This window comes from Caballeronia catudaia (genome assembly GCF_001544755.2).
Lineage (GTDB): Bacteria > Pseudomonadota > Gammaproteobacteria > Burkholderiales > Burkholderiaceae > Caballeronia > Caballeronia catudaia.
In genome coordinates, this window is sequence record NZ_FCOF02000001.1 from 118852 (window position 1) to 136656 (window position 17805).

Annotated in this window: 18 protein-coding genes; 7 read left to right on the top strand and 11 right to left on the bottom strand. The window is 63.0% G+C overall.

Annotated elements, in window-relative coordinates; genetic code table 11:
- Positions 1–8 precede the first annotated feature (8 nt).
- The 8 genes from hslV to AWB75_RS00555 form a co-directional block, all read right to left on the bottom strand.
- On the bottom strand, positions 9–545 hold the full coding sequence (hslV, locus tag AWB75_RS00520) for an ATP-dependent protease subunit HslV (protein ID WP_061122422.1): 537 nt from the start codon (positions 543–545) through the stop codon (positions 9–11).
- A 366-nt stretch (positions 546–911) separates the two neighbouring features.
- The gene (dksA, locus tag AWB75_RS00525; RefSeq protein ID WP_061122132.1) at positions 912–1328 is read right to left on the bottom strand and encodes an RNA polymerase-binding protein DksA; all 417 of its coding nucleotides are present in this window, start codon (positions 1326–1328) and stop codon (positions 912–914) included.
- Between the two features lie 563 nt (positions 1329–1891).
- The gene (locus tag AWB75_RS00530) at positions 1892–2947 is read right to left on the bottom strand and encodes a CobW family GTP-binding protein (protein WP_061122133.1); all 1056 of its coding nucleotides are present in this window, start codon (positions 2945–2947) and stop codon (positions 1892–1894) included.
- Between the two features lie 108 nt (positions 2948–3055).
- Complete coding sequence (locus AWB75_RS00535) at positions 3056–4255, bottom strand: class I SAM-dependent rRNA methyltransferase (RefSeq protein ID WP_061122134.1); 1200 nt, start codon at positions 4253–4255, stop codon at positions 3056–3058.
- Between the two features lie 43 nt (positions 4256–4298).
- Complete coding sequence (gene xerC, locus AWB75_RS00540) at positions 4299–5213, bottom strand: tyrosine recombinase XerC (protein ID WP_061122135.1); 915 nt, start codon at positions 5211–5213, stop codon at positions 4299–4301.
- Between the two features lie 2 nt (positions 5214–5215).
- Positions 5216–5935: a DUF484 family protein gene (locus AWB75_RS00545; protein WP_061122136.1), complete on the bottom strand. Its 720-nt coding sequence runs from the start codon at positions 5933–5935 to the stop codon at positions 5216–5218.
- A 16-nt stretch (positions 5936–5951) separates the two neighbouring features.
- The gene (dapF, locus tag AWB75_RS00550; RefSeq protein ID WP_061122137.1) at positions 5952–6824 is read right to left on the bottom strand and encodes a diaminopimelate epimerase; all 873 of its coding nucleotides are present in this window, start codon (positions 6822–6824) and stop codon (positions 5952–5954) included.
- Positions 6825–6885: 61 nt separating this feature from the next.
- A complete protein-coding gene (locus AWB75_RS00555; RefSeq protein ID WP_061122138.1) occupies positions 6886–7770 on the bottom strand; it encodes a lipid A biosynthesis lauroyl acyltransferase in 885 nt (294 codons plus the stop codon).
- A 243-nt stretch (positions 7771–8013) separates the two neighbouring features.
- Between AWB75_RS00555 and metK the strand changes: the two genes are divergently transcribed.
- On the top strand, positions 8014–9201 hold the full coding sequence (gene metK, locus AWB75_RS00560) for a methionine adenosyltransferase (protein WP_061122139.1): 1188 nt from the start codon (positions 8014–8016) through the stop codon (positions 9199–9201).
- 115 nt (positions 9202–9316) lie between these two features.
- Here metK and AWB75_RS00565 read toward each other — a convergent pair whose 3' ends face one another.
- Positions 9317–9667: a hypothetical protein gene (locus AWB75_RS00565; protein WP_200822911.1), complete on the bottom strand. Its 351-nt coding sequence runs from the start codon at positions 9665–9667 to the stop codon at positions 9317–9319.
- Positions 9668–9978: 311 nt separating this feature from the next.
- On the opposite strand from AWB75_RS00565, the gene AWB75_RS00570 reads away from it, so the two are divergent.
- Positions 9979–10755: a phytanoyl-CoA dioxygenase family protein gene (locus AWB75_RS00570; RefSeq protein ID WP_061122141.1), complete on the top strand. Its 777-nt coding sequence runs from the start codon at positions 9979–9981 to the stop codon at positions 10753–10755.
- Positions 10756–10759: 4 nt separating this feature from the next.
- On the opposite strand, the gene AWB75_RS00575 is transcribed toward AWB75_RS00570, so the two are convergent.
- Both AWB75_RS00575 and AWB75_RS00580 read right to left on the bottom strand, forming a co-directional pair.
- Positions 10760–10963, bottom strand: coding sequence for a DUF3185 family protein (locus AWB75_RS00575; protein WP_061122142.1), 204 nt, complete (start codon positions 10961–10963; stop codon positions 10760–10762).
- Between the two features lie 58 nt (positions 10964–11021).
- Positions 11022–11819, bottom strand: a complete 798-nt coding sequence (locus AWB75_RS00580) for a mechanosensitive ion channel family protein (protein ID WP_061122143.1) — start codon at positions 11817–11819, stop codon at positions 11022–11024.
- Between the two features lie 221 nt (positions 11820–12040).
- Here AWB75_RS00580 and mgrA point away from each other — a divergent pair, with 221 nt between their 5' ends.
- The 5 genes from mgrA (at position 12041) to AWB75_RS00605 (ending at position 17800) form a co-directional block, all read left to right on the top strand.
- The gene (gene mgrA / locus AWB75_RS00585) at positions 12041–13084 is read left to right on the top strand and encodes an L-glyceraldehyde 3-phosphate reductase (protein WP_061122144.1); all 1044 of its coding nucleotides are present in this window, start codon (positions 12041–12043) and stop codon (positions 13082–13084) included.
- Between the two features lie 460 nt (positions 13085–13544).
- Entirely contained in the window at positions 13545–14315 is a 771-nt protein-coding gene (locus tag AWB75_RS00590) for a ferredoxin--NADP reductase (protein ID WP_061122145.1), read from the top strand.
- 344 nt (positions 14316–14659) lie between these two features.
- A complete protein-coding gene (locus AWB75_RS00595) occupies positions 14660–15535 on the top strand; it encodes a sensor histidine kinase (RefSeq protein ID WP_061122146.1) in 876 nt (291 codons plus the stop codon).
- 11 nt (positions 15536–15546) lie between these two features.
- The gene (gene rqpR, locus AWB75_RS00600; RefSeq protein WP_061122147.1) at positions 15547–16200 is read left to right on the top strand and encodes a response regulator transcription factor RqpR; all 654 of its coding nucleotides are present in this window, start codon (positions 15547–15549) and stop codon (positions 16198–16200) included.
- 157 nt (positions 16201–16357) lie between these two features.
- Positions 16358–17800 carry an amino acid permease gene (locus AWB75_RS00605; protein ID WP_061122148.1) on the top strand — a complete coding sequence of 481 codons (1443 nt, stop codon included), beginning with the start codon at positions 16358–16360 and terminating at the stop codon, positions 17798–17800.
- The last annotated feature ends 5 nt before the right edge of the window (positions 17801–17805 follow it).

A 17805-nucleotide genomic window follows, 5' to 3' on the forward strand; every position in this document is an offset into this window, starting at 1 on the left:
TGGGTCCTTTACTCGATCGTCTCGATGACGCGATTGTGGTTCGTGTAGATGCACATGTCGCCGGCGATGGTGAGCGCCTTCTCGACGATTTCGCGCGGGGAGAGATCCGTGTTCTCGATGAGCGCCTGCGCGGCGGCTTGCGCATACGCGCCGCCCGAGCCGATCGCGGCGATGCCGTGTTCGGGATCGAGCACGTCGCCGTTGCCGGTGATGACGAGCGTCGTGTCCTTGTCGGCGGTGATCAGCATGGCCTCGAGCCGGCGCAGCATACGGTCGGTGCGCCAGTCCTTCGCCAGTTCGACGGCGGCGCGCGTCAGATTGCCCTGATGTTTCTCGAGCTTCGCTTCGAAGCGGTCGAGCAGCGAGAACGCGTCGGCCGTGCCGCCCGCGAAGCCCACCAGCACCTTGCCGCCATAGATGCGGCGCACTTTCTTCGCGCCCCCTTTCATGACGATGTTGCCGAGCGTCACCTGACCATCGCCGCCCAGCGCGACTTTGCCGTCGCGGCGCACGGAGACGATGGTCGTGCCGTGAAATTGTTCCATGTGCGTTCCTTGGATAAACAGACGAAGCGTGGCGATGAACGTCCGCCGCGCAGTCGAGAATTCGGTGGAGTGCACGGCGCGGGGTTCCGCCCGCGCCTCAGGCTTCGGGCGGACGGCGCCGCGCTCGCGCCAGCCGCGATGATGCATTTGCGGGGCGCGTCCGGTTCATTTTAGGGCGACGGAAGATTTATCAAGGCATATGGCGTCGATGCGCCGCTTCCGAAACGGAAAAAACGAGGCCAAAAAGCAAAAAGCACCCGCTTGTTGGGTGCCTTTTCCTCGATGCGACTGCGTATGCGCAACTTTTCAGCGGCGGCGTCTTCCCCGTGGCGGGCGTTCCCGCAACGACGCCTGCCGGCAGCGAGATCAGTCGCCGAAGAGTTTCTGACGCAGCTCGCGGCGTTCCTGTGCTTCGAGCGAGAGCGTGGCCGTCGGACGCGCGAGCAAACGCGGAATGCCGATGGGTTCGCCGGTTTCCTCGCACCAGCCGTAATCGCCCGATTCGATGCGCGCGAGAGACTGCTGCACCTTCTTCAGGAGCTTGCGCTCGCGGTCGCGCGTGCGCAGTTCCAGTGCGTGCTCTTCCTCGATGGTCGCGCGATCCGCCGGGTCCGGCACGATCACCGTTTCCCGCAGATTTTCGGTCGTCTGGCCGGCATTCTTCAGAATGTCCGCTTGCAACTGCTCGAGCCTGTTCTTGAAGAAGGCGAGCTGTTCCTCGTTCATGTAATCCTTCTCGCTCATCTTCAGGATTTCGGCTTCGGTCAAGAGTTTCGTTGTCATCTGCTTGCTTCTTCAATGTAAGGCGATGTCTTCGCAACGCCTGCACTTGCGTTGCCCGCATGCAGCGCATCGGTATGCCTGGATTGCGCAATACGCCGATGCGGGGCCGAACTCCTCTGGAAACCGATATTGGATGATGCTCCGGAAAGACCCACGCGTATTTGCATGGTCCGAAATCTCCGGCCCCGGTGCTTTGTCTTGATTTGCCTTCCCCCGGCAAATCGAGGCATCGTCCCGACGGGACATCCCTTTACTGACATCCGCTGGCCGGCGTTTGAATGCGCGCCCGGCGGAATTGCCCTTCTCCAGTGGGGCTGTATTGTAACTGAACCGCAATTTCCGACGAAACCCACGGAAAACCCTGTCAATTCGCGCCGGAATTTCAAAAATATAACGCCTGGACGTGCAAAAAGCGATGTCGGTTGGTGGTCACGGCTACATACCCGCATCGAAAGTCCGATCGTGAAAAACGCCGCGCGCGAGCTTTTCGCGGCGGCGTTTTCTCCAGATTGCACGACCTCATTCCGCGCGAGTCGCACATTCCAAGCGAGATGCGTGCCGGATCACTTCACGAGGCAGGCGTCGAGTCCGTCGGTGATCAGATCCTTCGGCAGCTCGATGCCGATGAACACTATCTTGCTGTTCTTCTTCTCGATGGGCATCCACTTGCCGGCGAGATCGCTGCCCATCATTTGATGCACGCCCTGGAACACGACCTTGCGATCGACGCCCTTCATGAAGAGGACGCCCTTGTAGCGCAGCAGGCGCTCGCCGTAGATCTGCAGAATGCCGCCGAGAAAGTCTTCGAGGCGGTTCGGATCGAACGGCTTGTCGCTGCGGTACACGAACGACTTGATCTTGTCGTCGTGGTGCGCGTGATGGTGGTGGTGATGGCCGTGCTCGTGATCGTGGCTGTGATCGTGGCCGCACGTCGAATGATCGTGATCATGGTCGTGCGCGTGATCGTCTTCCGCGAGGAAATCCGGATCGATTTCGAGCTTCGAGTTCAGGTTGAAGCCGCGCAGATCGAAGATTTCCTTGATGTCCGCATCGCCGAAATTCACGACCTTGATCGCCGCGCGCGGGTTCATGTGCAGCAGGCGATGCTTGAGCGATTCGAGGTCATCGGCGGAGACGAGATCCGACTTCGTGACGAACAGGCGGTCCGCGAAGCCGACCTGACGCTGCACTACTTCGTGCTGATCGAGCTGCGAATTGGCGTGTTTCGCGTCGACGAGCGTAATGATCGCGTCGAGCAGGAATTCGTCGGCGACGGTGTTATCCATGAAGAACGTCTGCGCGACCGGGCCCGGATTCGCGAGGCCGGTCGTTTCGATCACGACCCGGTCGAAAGCGAGCGTGCCCGCCTTCTTGCGATTCGCGAGGTCTTCGAGCGCGCGCGCCAGATCGCCGCGGATCGTGCAGCAGATGCAGCCGTTGCTCATCTGGATGATCTGCTCGTTCGTCTCCTGCACGAGGATTTCGTTGTCGATGTTCTCTTCGCCGAACTCGTTCTCGATCACGGCGATCTTCATGCCGTGCGGCTCGTTCAGGATGCGCTTGAGCAGCGTGGTTTTGCCGCTGCCCAGAAAGCCGGTCAGGATGGTTACGGGAATCATGTGTCGCCTTTTAAGTTCGGGAACGCGCTGAATCGAACATTGGAACATATTTGCCGGGCCGACGCTTCTTGCGTCCTTCGCCGGCGGATCGCGCCTAGATTGGGCCGCTCACGTGATTTGCAACAGCAGTCCTTTCAGGTATTCGCCTTCCGGGAACGCCGTCAGCAGCGGATGATCGACGCCCGCGCCGAGGCGCTTGAGGATGCGCGCATCGACGCGCGCGTCCGACGCCGCGCCCGCGACGATCTTCTGGAACAGCTCGGAATCGATCGCGCCCGAGCACGAATACGTGAAGAGCAGGCCGCCCGGACGCAGCAGCTTGAAGCCGCTCAAGTTGATGTCCTTGTACGCGCGCGCGGCGCGATCGACGGTTTCCTTCGACGGCGCGAACTTCGGCGGATCGAGCACGATCAGGTCGAAGCGCTGGCCTTCGTCGTAGAGACGGCGCAGCGTCTTGAAGGCATCGGCGTCGAGCCACTCGGCTTTTTGCGCGTCGAAACCATTCGCCGTCACGTTCTCGCGCGCGAGCGCGAGCGCCTCGCCGGAAGAATCCACGGACACGACGCGCGTCGCGCCGCCTTTCAGGGCGGCGAGCGAAAAACCGCCCGTATAGCAGAAGCAGTTGAGCACTTCGCGGCCCTGCGCGTTCTGCGCGACGAGCACGCGGTTGTCGCGTTGATCGACATAAAAACCTGTCTTGTGCCCGTTTCGCACATCGACGTGATAGCGCACGCCGCATTCATCGACGATCAAGGTCTCGGGCGGCGCGTCGCCGGCGAGCACGCCGGTCGTCTGCTCGAGCCCTTCCTTCTGGCGGATCGACACGTCCGAGCGCTCGTAGACGTTCGGGCAGCCGGTAGCCGCAGTCAACGCCTGCACGATGGGCTCTTTCCACGCTTCGACGCCCGTCGCCATGAACTGGCAGACGAGCTGCGCGTGCGTGCCGTCATCCGCGACGTAGTAATCGACGATCAACCCCGGCAAGCCGTCCGCTTCGCCGAAGACGAGACGCGTGGCGCCCGTGTCCTTCACCATCGCCTGCCGATGCGCGACCGCGCGCTGCACGCGCCGCTTGAAGAACGCGTGATCGATGGGCTCGGCTTCATCGAACGTCCACACGCGCGCGCGAATCTGCGAGTGCGGGCTGTACGACGCGCGCGCGAGAAACCGTCCGTCCGCCGCGCGCACGACGACGGTCGCGCCCGGCGCGGGATCGCCGTCGACGCGCGCGATGGCGTTCGCGTAAATCCACGGATGGCGGCGAACGAGCGATCTGTCCTTCGCCGGCTTGAGCGTGATGGTGTTCATTGCAATCCGGAGGCGGCGCCGATGAAACGAGGCGCTCGCGGAGTTAATCGCGCTTCTTCGCGCGCGGGTGCGCCGCATCGTAGACGCGCGCGAGATGCTGAAAATCGAGCGACGTGTAAACCTGCGTGGCCGTGATGCTCGCGTGCCCGAGCAGTTCCTGCACCGCGCGCAGATCGCCGCTCGATTGCAGGACGTGCGTGGCGAACGAATGGCGCAGCACGTGCGGATGCACGTTCGACGGAATGCCCGCCTGCAGCGCGAGCCGCTTCACGCGCTCGCGCACCACGCCGGGCGCCATGCGGTTGCCGCGCACCGAGAGAAAAAGCGCGTGTTGATCGAGCTTCACGAACTCGTCGCGTACGCCGATCCATGCGCGCAACGCGTCGATCGCCTTGCGGCCGACCGGCACCTTGCGTTCGCGGTTTCCTTTGCCGCGGACGTGAACCTCGGCGCTGTCGAGATCGAGCCAGCTCACCGACGTTTCGACATGGCGAACGTCGAGGCTCACCAGTTCCGCGAGCCGCAAGCCCGACGAGTAGAAGAGTTCGAGCATCGCCTGATCGCGCAGCGCTTCGGTCGTATCGGCGCGCGGCGCGTCCATCAGTTGTTGCGCGTGATCGACGGAAAGCGCCTTCGGCAGGGTTTTGTCGCGCTTCGGCGCGCGCACCGTCGCAACGGGATTCGCGGGCATTTCGATGCGCTCGGCGAGCCATCGATAAAACGCGCGCCACGCCGAGAGGCGATGCGCGATCGAACGCGACGACAATCCCGCCGCGTGCGCGCGCACGACCGCGCCGCGGATATCGGCGGCGGTCAGCGATTCGAGCGGACGGTTCTTCGCGAGCGCGCGCAGTTCGGAAAGTTCGTGCGTGTAGCCGCGGAGAGTATGTTCGGAGAGATGCCGCTGATGCTCAAGCATCGCGAGATAGTCGGCGATAACATCCGAGGCGGCGCTCATGCTCAGTGCGGCAGCAAGCGAGAAAGCGCCGCGCTCGCCAGCGCGCCGATCTGCATGAGGAAGTCGGTCGCCATGCCTTCGTGGAAGCGGCGCGGATCGGGCGAACCCATAACGAGCAGTCCGAAGCTCGGCGCATCCGGGCCGGCCTGCGGATCGCGCAGTGCGATCAGCGAAACGGATTCGATCTTGCGGTCGATGTCGGACGGGCCGTCGCTCGGCGCGACCGTCGCCGATGCCGAATTGGCGGCGCCGAGCCACTGCGCGGCCGCGAAGCCCGTGTCGACGCCGCAGTAGGGCGTCGCGAGGCTGCTCGTGAAGAGGCGCACTTCCTCGCCGACCTGGCGCGCGAAATCCGCCTGCCGATACGCTTCGTCGATATCCCACACGCGCAGCGCGGCATGCGGCACGTCGAAAACTTCGCACAGGCCTTTGCTGATCGTCGCGGGAAGCGCGTACGGATCGCGCTGCGAAATCACGCGCACGGTCCAGCGGTTGAACTTGGTCGAGATGCTGTCGTTTTCGTGGCCGTAGCGCAGCAGTTCGGCGAGACGGCGTTCGAGCTGCTTGTTCTTGTCGCGCAGCATTTCCATCTGGCGCTCCTGCAGCGACACGGCGGCCTTGCCGTGCGGATTCGAGAGCCGGATGGTGCCGAGCAGTTCCGCATGCTCGGCGAAGAAATCGGGGTTGTCGAGCAGGTAGTCGGCGACTTCGCGTGGATTCATGATGACGTGGTTGCGTTTAAACGATGCGATCGAGCTCGATTTCGCCTTCGAAAACGGTCGCGGCTGGCCCTGCCATGAAAAGCGCGGCGGATTCGTCGCGCGCGCCGTCCCAGGTGATCGTGAGCGTGCCGCCGTGCGTGTCGACGCGCACGGGCGAATCGAGCAGACCGCGGCGGATGCCTGCCGCCACCGCCGCGCACGCGCCCGTGCCGCACGCGAGCGTTTCGCCCGCGCCGCGCTCGTAGACGCGTAGCTTGACCGTTTGACGATCGACGATCTGCATGAAGCCCGCATTGACGCGCTTTGGAAAGCGCGCGTGACGCTCGATCAGGGGGCCTTCGGTCAGGACCGGATACGCCTCGACGTCGTCGACTGTTTGCACGGCGTGCGGATTGCCCATCGATACGGCCGAGATCCAGCGTGTCTCACCGTTCACATCGAGCGGCCAGAGCGTGTCGTTGCCTTGCCGCATACCCTGGAGTGTCCGGGCATCGAAGGGCACGAGAGGCGGATCGAACACCGGCGTGCTCATGTCGACGACGACCTCGCCGTTCGCCTGCATCGTCAGCGTGATGACGCCGTTTTGCACCTGCACGCGCACGGTCGACGCGTCCGTCAGACCGCGATCGCGCACGAACTTCACGAAGCAGCGCGCGCCGTTGCCGCAGTGCTCGACTTCGCCGCCATCGCAATTGAAGATGCGGTATTTGAAGTCGACGCCGTCGATCGTCGGCTTTTCGACGAGCAGCAACTGGTCCGCGCCCACGCCGAAATGACGGTTCGCGAGCGCGCGCACCTGGCTCGCGCTCAGATCGAGCGTTTGCGTGTAGCCGTCGAGCACGACGAAATCGTTGCCCGCGCCTTGCATCTTTGTAAATTTGAGTCTCATGGCCGCTATTGTATGTGAGCCGCAGCGCGGGGTTTCACGCCGATCGCGCGTGAATTCGGCCTCAATAAAAACCCGGCTCGCCCGGCGGCCGCGTCTTGAAGCGCTTGTGAACCCAATAATATTGCTCTGGCATGCGCGGAATCTGCTCTTCGAGGAACGCATTCATGCGGCGCGCATCGGCTTCGTCGTCGCCGGTGGGGTAGTTGTCCCACGGCTTGAAAATCTTCAGCCGATAACCCTTGTAGTCCGGCAGCACCTCGCCGATGAACGGCACGACCTGCGCCTTGCCCGCTTTCGCGAGCCGGCCAACGGCCGTCAGCGTGCAAGTGGGAATGCCGAAGAACGGCACGAAGGTGGAATTGCGCATGCCGTAATCCATGTCCGCGCCGAGCATCACGGGCTTGCGGTCGCGCAGCCAGCGCAGCACGATGCGGGCGCTGTCGGCGCGGCTCGCCATGTCGGCGCCGAAGCGGGCGCGTTGCGTCTTCGCGATTTCTTCGATCTGCGGATTCGAGAACGGCTGATACAGCGAGCCGCATTGCCGATGCAGCGAGTAATTGAGGAAGATCGAGCCCGCCTCGATGCCCACGAAATGCAGCCCGAGAAATAGCGTGGGCGGCAGATCTGGATCGGTGAGGTCGACGGCGCTGTCCAGTTCGATCAGCTTTTCCAGCTTCTTCGCCGAGCCGAACCATTGCACGCTGCGCTCCACGTAGCTGCGGATCGCGTGACGAAAGTGCTTCTGCGCGATGTCTTCGCGCTTTTCGTCGCTCCATTCGGGAAAGCACAGTTTCAGATTCGTATGAACGATGCGCTTGCGGCGGCTCGGAATCTGATAGAGCAGCCAGCCGAGAGCATCGCCGAAACGGGCGGTGATGCCATAGGGAATGAGCGCCAGGAACTTGAGAAAGCCGATGGCGAGCGCCACGCCGATGCGCCCTAGCATGAGCGGCTCCAGCGTGCGGATGAACGATGCGGGACCAAGGAAGCCAAAAGGGTCGATTCTGTGAAATTCAGGGAAGCCGGTATAATAGAACCTTCGCCGAGTTAATGGACAACTTGCGGGGCGAAGCCGGAACGCAGCACACGCTGCTTTCCGGAGAAATGATCCGCTAAAGCGTCGCCGCTTCAGACTCCAGACGAAGTCGGCTACGTGAATAACAACCGTAACCAACTTGGAGTCTGAAGCGTGAAAAACGACTACCTGTTTACCTCCGAATCTGTTTCCGAAGGCCACCCGGACAAGGTCGCCGACCAAATCTCCGACGCCATCCTCGACGCCATTTTGTCGCAGGATAAATATTCGCGCGTCGCGGCGGAAACGCTCTGCAACACCGGTCTCGTCGTCCTCGCGGGCGAAATCACGACCACCGCCAACGTCGATTACATCCAGATCGCGCGCGACACCATCAAGCGCATCGGCTACGACAACACGGATTTCGGCATCGACTATCGCGGCTGCGCGGTGCTCGTCGCTTACGACAAGCAATCGCCGGACATCGCGCAAGGCGTGAACAAGGCGCATGACGACAATCTCGATCAAGGCGCCGGTGACCAGGGCCTGATGTTCGGCTACGCGTGCGACGAAACGCCCGAACTCATGCCGCTGCCGATCCACCTGTCGCACCGCCTCGTCGAGCGTCAGGCGAACCTGCGCCGCGACGGCCGTCTGCCTTGGCTGCGCCCGGATGCGAAGTCGCAAGTCACCGTGCGTTACGTCGATGGCAAGGCGCACTCGATCGACACGGTCGTGCTGTCCACGCAGCATTCGCCGGACATCGATCTGTCGCAACTGCGCGAAGCGGTCATCGAGGAAGTCATCAAGCCGACGCTGCCGAAGGATCTCATCAAGGGCGACATCAAGTTCCTGGTGAACCCGACGGGCCGTTTCGTCATCGGCGGTCCGCAGGGCGACTGCGGTCTGACAGGCCGCAAGATCATCGTCGATACGTACGGCGGCGCGGCTCCGCACGGCGGCGGCGCGTTCTCGGGCAAGGACCCGTCGAAGGTCGACCGCTCGGCGGCCTACGCTGGCCGTTATGTTGCGAAGAACATCGTCGCGGCTGGGCTCGCGTCGCGCGCGCTGATTCAGGTTTCGTACGCCATCGGCGTGGCGCGCCCGACTTCCGTGATGGTCAACACGTTCGGCACGGGCCGCGTGTCGGATGCCGAGATCACGAAGCTCGTTCTCGAGCATTTCGATCTGCGTCCGAAGGGCATCATCCAGATGCTCGATCTGCTGCGTCCGGTCTACGAGAAGACGGCGGCGTACGGCCACTTCGGCCGCGAAGAGCCGGAATTCTCGTGGGAAGCCACCGACAAGGCGCTCGTGCTGGCCGAAGCCGCGGGCACGGAACCGGTCGCGAGCGTCGCGTAAGTACGGCGGTCATCGCATAAGAAAAAACGGCAAGCCGCGGGCTTGCCGTTTTTTTTGCGCTTTTCTTGCGGCAGCGACCACCGGCAAAACCGGCGCCCGACGAGGCGAAACGCAATCAGCGCGCGGCGAAGGCGTACCAGCCGGCACTGCTCGTCGACAGGCGGCGCGGGCGGCGGCTCGTCAGCGCGGCGGCCTTGGGCTTGGGCGCGGGCGCGCGCAACTGCATCGGACGGCGCAGCAGCGCTCGCAGCGACACGCGGCGCGAAGCCGTGCGCACGCGCAGATTGAAGAAGAAACCGCGGAACCACGACCGGATGCCGTTGACCGGATGCACGTTCTTCAATTGCTCGGTGAGCGCCTGCGTGCGGGCAGAGTGATGGCGCAGCGCGCGGATCACGCCGCGCCGGGCAGGACGCGCCGCGTGCGAAGCAACGCGGGTAAGGCCGATAGCGATTCGGTGGTTCATGTCAGCGGGAGGTCGATTGCGTGGAAGCAAATTCGACAATAGTCGTCACAAAAATAGCAATCAAGGTATTCCATGCGAAGTGATTCAGCAGGTTGAACCGAACCGTCGCGGTCAATTTACAGGACGCTCATTACCGCGGTAAGTCCGCGTTTTCCCTGCGATTTAATGTAGCGGTTGCTGAGAAATAAGCGGCAAAGCGTTGCGGTGCCGGTCTTTGCGCGGCATCGGATTTACAATTCATGTATTCGCCCCAATTCCGGATATAGCGTCGTCGGCATGGGTTATTCGAGAGCCGCTGACGAGGAACTGAAATGTCAGATCAAAACACGCTTAAATCGAAAAAAGATCAAGTGCACGAACTGCGCCAAAACGGCTACGTCATCGTAAAAGGGCTGATTCCGAAAGAGCGGCGCGACGCAATGCGCGATGTGGCGCGCCAGCAGCTCGCAGCGGCCGCCGCGCCGGTGGAGTTCGAAGCCGATCTGAAATATCCCGGCGCGCCGGATTCGAAGGACGCGCCCGGCGGCCACACGGTTCGCCGTCTGCTCGACGCGTACGCACGGCATCCGCTCTTCGCCGAGTTCGCGACATCGCCGGAAGTCCGCGGCTGGATGGAGCTGTATTTCGGCGAGACGCCGTATCTGTCGCGCGCGCATCACAACTGCATGATGACGAAGCACCCGGCGTACGGCAGCCTGACCGGTTGGCATCGCGACGTGCGCTACTGGGCATTCGAGCGCGACGATCTCGTGTCGGCGTGGCTCGCGCTCGGCGACGAAACGGTGAATAACGGCGCACTGTGGTTCGTGCCGGCATCGCACAAGCTGCCGTTCACGTCGGATCGTTTCGACGAAGCCAAATTCTTCCGCTCCGATCTGCCCGAAAACGCCGCGCTGATCCGCACGGCGGTATCGCCCGAACTGGAGGCGGGCGATGTCGTGTTCTTCCATTGCAACACGCTGCATTCCGCCGGCAAGAACCTCACCGATCAGGTGAAGTTCTCGCTCGTCTTCACGTATCGCGGCGCGAGCAACGCGGCGCTGCCGGGCACGCGTTCGGCGTCGAAGCCGGAAGTGCCGCTCGTCTGAACCTTCAGCGTTTCGATGGAATCGCGAGGCCGATCAGCCCAGCGAGCGTGGCGAAGATGCCGCCCGCGATCAGCCAGATGGTCTTGTTCGTGGGCGAGCCCGTGAAGAAACGCGCGACGTCGTTGGAGAGCGAATGAAACGACTGGCCGCCGAAGTACAGCAGCACGACGCCGCCGACAAGCAGCGCAAGTGAAATCGCTCGGGTCATAACGTGGTCTCGTCGGAAATGGGGCGTCAGATTATTCGGTCCGCGCCCGCGCGTCCAGTCACGCGGCTTTTGCCTGCTCGCGCGTGTATGGCTGAATCTTGCGCAACAGATCTGCCATCACGTACTGGTGATCGCTTCTGCTGGTCCACGCGCCGAGGTTGTACTTGACGCCGGTGTCGGTGTAATCGGTCACTGCGACCCACGGCGCCGACGGCCCCTCCTGCACGATGCGCGCATCTTCGCTCATCAGCCTGCGCAATTCTCCGAGCACGTTTTCCACGCCCAGGCCATGCTGCGCCTGAAAATTGATGACGACGCGCCGGCGGTCGTTCGCGCTGTAATTGGTGATCGCGTTTGCCCAGATGAGGCTGTTCGGCACGTACATGATGATGCCGTCGGCCTTCGTGAGACGCGTCGTGAAAAGGCCGATCTCGTTGACCGTGCCCGCCGTCGTTCCGACGCCTTCGATGTAATCGCCGACGCGAAACGGCCGCAGCAGCAGCAGCATCAGACCGGCGGCGATATTCTGCAGCGTGCCTTGCAGCGCGAGGCCGATGGCCAGACCGGCAGCGCCGAGCACGGTCAGGATGCTGGCCGCGGCGATGCCGAACTTGCCGAGCGCCGCGACGATCGCGACGACGCGGATCGCCCACAGCGCGAGACTGGCGAGCACCGGCGTGAGCGTCGCGTCGACGTTCGTGCGGCCGAGCGTGCGGCGCAGCGCGTTCGCGACGGCGTTCGAAATCCACCAGCCGACCGCGAGAATCAGTAACGCCAGCAAAATGTCGATGCCGTAGGTCACGGCGATCGCGGCAAAGGAATCGTAGGCGGGGCGCAGTCTGTCGATCGGGTCCATCGGTCAAGCTCCTTCAAGCGAAATCTGCATTGGTCCGAGTTCGGGCGCGATCGTTCCCTTGCTGGCCGATCGGCCAGTGCCGAATAGCGGGACGCTGCCGCGCGCCGTGCGCGCTCAGCCCCGATTGGCTTACCATTGACGCCCTCGGCAGGCCGGGCGGCGCCTGTCGCACGTCCGATCAGCAAGTCCGATCAATTCGCAATCCGCATAGGAAACACGTCATGGCCTACGAAGCAGCGTCCGAGCGTTACACGCAGATGCAATACCGCACGTGCGGCAGGAGCGGGTTGAAGCTGCCCGCGTTGTCACTGGGTTTGTGGCACAACTTCGGCGATACGACGCCGATCTCCACGCAACGCGATATTCTGCGCACCGCGTTCGATCTCGGCATCACGCATTTCGATCTCGCGAACAACTACGGTCCGCCGTACGGCAGCGCCGAGACGAATTTCGGCCGCATCTTCAAGGACGATTTCCGCCCGTATCGCGATGAATTGCTGATCTCGTCGAAAGCCGGCTGGGACATGTGGCCCGGTCCCTACGGCCAGGGCGGCGGCTCGCGCAAGTACGTGCTCGCGAGCCTCGACCAGAGCCTGAAGCGCATGGGACTCGATTACGTCGACATCTTCTATTCGCATCGCTTCGACGCCGACACGCCGCTCGAGGAAACCGCCGGCGCGCTCGCGACCGCCGTGCATTCAGGCAAAGCGCTCTACGTGGGCATTTCGTCGTATTCGGCGACGAAGACGCGCGAAATGGCGAAGCTGCTCGCCGAGCACAAGGTGCCGCTGCTGATTCATCAACCGTCGTACAACATGCTGAACCGATGGATCGAGAGCGAACTGCTCGACACACTCGACGATATCGGCGCGGGCAGCATCGCGTTCACGCCGCTCGCGCAAGGCCTGTTGACCAACAAATACCTGAAAGGCGTGCCGCAGGACGCGCGCGTGAACAAGCCGGGCGGCGGCTCGCTCAAGCAGGAGCACCTAAGCGACGCGAACCTCGCGCACGTGCGCAAACTCGACGAGCTCGCGCAGAAGCGCGGTCAGAGCCTCGCGCAGATGGCGCTCGCGTGGGCGTTGCGCGGCGGCCGCGTGAGTTCGGTCCTGATCGGCGCGAGCCGGGCGGAGCAGGTCGCGGAGAACGTCGCCGCGCTGAAGAATCTCGATTTCACGCAGGAGGAGCTCGCGGAAATCGACCAGCACGCGCAGGAAGGCGGCATCAACCTGTGGGAAAAGCCGTCGACGGATCAGCATATCTGACGCCCGCCGTCCTTTCGCCGGCAAGGGTATTTCGGGATGAGCGGCGCATCCGTTGCTATCATGCGAATTCGGCAGCTTCTCGGCAGCGACGTGTTCGCGCCGACTCGGCTGCCGGCCTTTGCTGGCAGCCTGTAACGCAATCCTTCAGCACGCACGTTCGCCCACGAGGCTCGCGTGCGCGCGCATGCCGCCGTATCGACGTTCGGACCGCGAAAGGACTATCGGGTTAAAATAGCCGATTGCACCAGCCGGGCTGTCTCGTTTTCTACACGAGGCTCATGCGAGGCGCGATCTTCGAATCGAACGCGCGGTCATCATCAGTCGCGATCGTCCTTTCGCGCAGTGCGGCGCTCCCGGAGCGCACTTTTCGGCGCCGGCCCGGCGTGGCGTTAGCCGTGATTCGGCCGCAAGCGTCAGAGCGTCACCGCTTTTGCACAGTTAAAGCACAGTTCAAGAAGCCATGAGCAACCTTAATTCTCAAACCGTTCTGAGCGTCCACCACTGGACCGACACGCTTTTCAGTTTCACCTGCACCCGCGACTCCGCGTTCCGCTTCGAGAACGGCCAGTTCACGATGGTGGGGCTTGAAGTCGATGGCAAGCCGCTTCTGCGCGCGTACAGCCTCGCGAGCGCGAACTACGAAGAGCATCTCGAATTTCTGAGCATCAAGGTTCCGGACGGCCCGCTGACCTCGCGCCTGCAACACCTGAAGGTGGGCGATTCCGTGCTGATCGGCAAAAAGCCGACGGGCACGCTCGTCGCCGACAATCTGCTGCCCGGCAAGACGCTGTGGCTCCTGTCGACCGGCACGGGCCTGGCTCCCTTCATGTCGATCATCAAGGACCCGGACGTCTACGACCGCTACGAGAAGATCGTGCTGACGCACACCTGCCGTTTCGTCGACGAACTCGCGTACAAGGACTTCATCACCGAGCACTTGCCGGCGCATGAGCACATCGGGGAAATCGTCTCCGAAAAGCTCGTGTACTACCCGACCGTCACGCGCGAGGAATTCGCGAACCGCGGCCGCATCACCGATCTCATCGAAACGAAGAAGCTGTTCGCTGATCTCGCCGTCGAGCCGTTCTCGATCGAGAACGATCGCGTGATGCTTTGCGGCAGCCCGCACATGCTGCGCGACACGCGCGAATTGCTCGATTCGATGGGCTTCAAGGAAGGCAGCAACAACCATCCTGGTCACTATGTCGTGGAGAAGGCGTTCGTCGGCTGATCGGTTCGACGCCACGTTCGTAAAAGCCGGAGCTTCGTGCTCCGGTTTTTTTTCGCCTTGAGCGACTTAAGGAAAGCAGGCTCCTGTTACAAATCTGGCGTTGTCGGTAGGTGTTTTTCCTACGCATTGTCTGCATCGAACTTGGCAAACGACATGAAGTAATGTCCGTTCAGCCCTTGCCGGACATGGATTTAACATATTTTTGAGATATGATTCACCCACGCTGAGACGGCGTAAACGCCACCGCGCGATCCGTCTTCGATGTTACAGAGTGTAAATTCAGTTACGCCGCTCGTGAGAACGCCGAGGACGTAGCTCCAGTTGCGCTCAAAGCGAGGAGTTGAATGAATCCGTCGGCCACCATCGCGCTCGATGAGAGCACGCATCACAGCCTGAACCGCCGCGCGTCGCCGCGCGGGGTTCCGTCATCGTCGCCGGACCATGCCGGCGCGTCGTTCGTCTCACCCTATTCCGCATTGATCGACGCCAAGCTCAAAGGCGATCGTCAGATTCAGCGCCTTACCGCGCGGGTGCAGGAACTTGCCGCGCTGCTCGCCGCGACGGAAGAGCGCGCGCGCCAGTCGCTGGCGCAGGATCTCCACGACAACACTGGCGCCGCGCTCACCGTCGCCAATCTCGCGCTCGCGCGCGCCGAACACTGGCTGCCGGCGGACGCCCCCGCCGCCATAGGCGACGCGCTGCATCAGGCGCGCGCCGCACTCGCGGACGTCTGTGAGACGAGTCATCGAATCGTCGAAGGGCTGCAAACCCCCGCATTCGACGCGAACTTCGCCGCGACGCTCGCCGACTGGATCGCGAGTTTCGGCGCCCGCACGGCGATTTCCGTCGATTTTTGCTGCCCAGACGATCCGCGCCTCGAACGACTGTCGCACGACATGTCGCTCGCTCTCTTTCGCGTCATGCAGGAAGCGCTCGGCAACGTCGCGCGCCACGCGCAGGCCGCGCGCGCGAGCGTGGCCGTGTCAGTCGACGCGCAAGCCGTGACGCTCATCGTCGAGGACGACGGCGTCGGCATCAGCGCGGCGGCGCGTCGCAAGAGCGGGCGCTTCGGCCTGGCCGGCATGCGCGCGCGCTGCGAGGCGCTCGGCGGCAACTTGCGCGTCGCCGGGGCGAAACCCGTCGGAACCGCCGTGCGCGCGCGTCTGCCGTGGACGGCGGCGCGTCCCGGCCTGTTCGCGCTCAGCGTGGTCAACGCCTGAGACCGCCCGCGATGCTCAAGGTCCTGCTCGCCGACGATCACGCCATCGTGCGACGCGGCGTCGCGCAATTGCTGCTGGAACGTGGCGTGGCGTCGGCCGTGTCGGAAGCGGAAAACGGCGTGCAGGCGATCGCGCTGGCTGCGCGCCATTCGCACGACGTCGCGATGCTCGACATCTCGTTGCCGGACGTCAACGGCATTGATCTGCTGAAGCGCATCAAGCGCGAGACGCCGCGCCTGCCTGTTTTGATGTTTTCGATGTATCGCGAGGATCAATACGCCGTGCGCGCGTTGAAGGCGGGCGCGTCGGGCTATGTCTCGAAGACGGCGGACCCGGCGGTGATGATCGGCGCGATTCAGCAAGTCGCGGCGGGCCGCAAATATGTGAGCCCCGCAATGGCCGAAGCGCTCGCGACCTACGTGTCGCTCGACAGCGACCGCATGCCGCACGAAAAGCTCTCGGACCGCGAATATCAGACCCTCTGCATGCTCGCTTCGGGAAAGCGGCTGACCGACATCGCGCTGGCTTTATCTCTTTCGGTTAAAACGGTGAGCGTTTATCGCGCGCGGTTGTTGGAGAAAATGAAGCTCGCCAACAACGCCGAGCTGACGTTCTATGTGATGAGCAACCGTCTCGTCGACATGAATCCCGCCATCGCTGGCTGACATTTATCTCACGCAAGATAAATCGGGTGGTTGGTAAAAAAACATCGCAATTCTGCGTTGCAAGTCCTGATCTTAGGCACTCTCTGAGTCTCCGATAAAATGTCGGGTTTTCCCGCATCAAGGGGCGCCCGCGCGCGCCAGAAGGAGACTCATCGCAATGTCGTTGTTCCGCAAGAAAAACATCGAGCACATGCTGGCCGGCGCGCACAGCACGTCGCTCAAGAAGACGCTCGGCGCCCTCGATCTCACGTTCCTGGGTATCGGCGCCATCATCGGCACGGGCATTTTCGTGCTGACCGGAACCGGCGCCGTGCAGGCCGGCCCGGCGCTCATGATTTCGTTCATCGTCGCGGCGATCGCGTGCTGCTTCGCCGCCCTCGCCTACGCCGAATTCTCATCGACGATTCCGGTCGCCGGCTCCATCTACACCTATTCGTACGCGACGCTCGGCGAGCTCGCCGCTTGGATCATCGGCTGGGATCTGATGCTCGAATACGGGCTTGCGACCTCCGCCGTGTCGGTCGGCTGGTCGGGCTATCTGCAATCGCTGCTGGCCGGCTTCGGCATTTCGCTGCCGACCGCGCTCACCGCCGCGCCCGGCGCGCTGCCTGGCCACGTCACCTTCTTCAATCTGCCGGCCTTTCTCGTGATGATGGCGGTCACGTCGCTGCTCTCGGTCGGCGTGAAGGAATCGACGCGCGTGAACAACATCATGGTCGCGATCAAGGTGACCGTCGTGGTGCTCGTCATCGCAGTGGGCGTGTTCCACGTCAAGCCGGCCAACTGGCACCCGTTCATGCCCAATGGCTGGTCGGGCGTGTTCGGCGCGGCGGCGGTGATGTTCTTCGCGTTCATCGGTTTCGATTCGGTTTCGTCGGCGGCGGAGGAAGTGAAGAATCCGAAGCGCGATCTGCCCATCGGCATCATTTCGTCGCTCGCGGTGTGCGCGGTGCTGTACGTGGCGGTCGCGGCGGTCGTGACGGGCATCGTGCCGTCCGCGCAATTCGCGAACAATCCGCATCCGGTGTCGTTCGCGCTGCAAGTCGCGGGGCAGAACTGGGTCGCCGGCTTCATCGATCTCGGCGCAGTGCTCGGCATGCTCACCGTGATTCTCGTGATGAGCTACGGCCAGACGCGCATCATCTATGCGATGTCGCGCGACGGCCTCCTGCCCGCGCGGCTTTCGAAGGTGCATCCGCGCTTCTCGACGCCGTTCCTCACGACATGGCTCGTCGGCATCTTCTTCGGACTGATCGGCGCGCTGGTGCCGCTCAACGTGCTCGCCGAGCTGATCAACATCGGCACGCTCGCCGCGTTCTCGATGGTCTCCATCGCGGTGCTTATCCTGCGCCGCACGCATCCCGACCTGCCGCGCGCGTTCCGCTGCCCGGGCGTGCCCGTCGTGCCGATCCTGGCGGTGGCGTCATGCCTGTTCCTGATGATCAATCTCCAGCCGATGACGTGGATCGCGTTCGCGGTGTGGCTCGTTATCGGCCTCGCGATCTACTTCATGTATTCGCGCCGCAACTCGGTGCTCGGGCGCGCACCGCTCGAAGCGCCTCGGGCCGCCGCGCAGAAGCGCGAAACCGTGACGCACTGAGCGCA

Bases quoted from the DNA above. Each gene is read 5' to 3' on its own strand.
- AWB75_RS00530 (WP_061122133.1), bottom strand. From the start codon at position 2,947: ATGATTCCCGTAACCATCCTGACCGGCTTTCTGGGCAGCGGCAAAACC.
- AWB75_RS00575 (WP_061122142.1), bottom strand. From the start codon at position 10,963: ATGACCCGAGCGATTTCACTTGCGCTGCTTGTCGGCGGCGTCGTGCTG.
- AWB75_RS00580 (WP_061122143.1), bottom strand. From the start codon at position 11,819: ATGGACCCGATCGACAGACTGCGCCCCGCCTACGATTCCTTTGCCGCG.
- AWB75_RS00545 (WP_061122136.1), bottom strand. From the start codon at position 5,935: ATGAATCCACGCGAAGTCGCCGACTACCTGCTCGACAACCCCGATTTC.
- hslV (WP_061122422.1), bottom strand. From the start codon at position 545: ATGGAACAATTTCACGGCACGACCATCGTCTCCGTGCGCCGCGACGGC.
- AWB75_RS00595 (WP_061122146.1), top strand. From the start codon at position 14,660: ATGAATCCGTCGGCCACCATCGCGCTCGATGAGAGCACGCATCACAGC.
- AWB75_RS00590 (WP_061122145.1), top strand. From the start codon at position 13,545: ATGAGCAACCTTAATTCTCAAACCGTTCTGAGCGTCCACCACTGGACC.
- dapF (WP_061122137.1), bottom strand. From the start codon at position 6,824: ATGAGACTCAAATTTACAAAGATGCAAGGCGCGGGCAACGATTTCGTC.
- AWB75_RS00535 (WP_061122134.1), bottom strand. From the start codon at position 4,255: ATGAACACCATCACGCTCAAGCCGGCGAAGGACAGATCGCTCGTTCGC.
- AWB75_RS00555 (WP_061122138.1), bottom strand. From the start codon at position 7,770: ATGCTAGGGCGCATCGGCGTGGCGCTCGCCATCGGCTTTCTCAAGTTC.
- AWB75_RS00565 (WP_200822911.1), bottom strand. From the start codon at position 9,667: ATGAACCACCGAATCGCTATCGGCCTTACCCGCGTTGCTTCGCACGCG.
- mgrA (WP_061122144.1), top strand. From the start codon at position 12,041: ATGGCCTACGAAGCAGCGTCCGAGCGTTACACGCAGATGCAATACCGC.
- xerC (WP_061122135.1), bottom strand. From the start codon at position 5,213: ATGAGCGCCGCCTCGGATGTTATCGCCGACTATCTCGCGATGCTTGAG.
- AWB75_RS00570 (WP_061122141.1), top strand. From the start codon at position 9,979: ATGTCAGATCAAAACACGCTTAAATCGAAAAAAGATCAAGTGCACGAA.
- AWB75_RS00605 (WP_061122148.1), top strand. From the start codon at position 16,358: ATGTCGTTGTTCCGCAAGAAAAACATCGAGCACATGCTGGCCGGCGCG.
- rqpR (WP_061122147.1), top strand. From the start codon at position 15,547: ATGCTCAAGGTCCTGCTCGCCGACGATCACGCCATCGTGCGACGCGGC.
- dksA (WP_061122132.1), bottom strand. From the start codon at position 1,328: ATGACAACGAAACTCTTGACCGAAGCCGAAATCCTGAAGATGAGCGAG.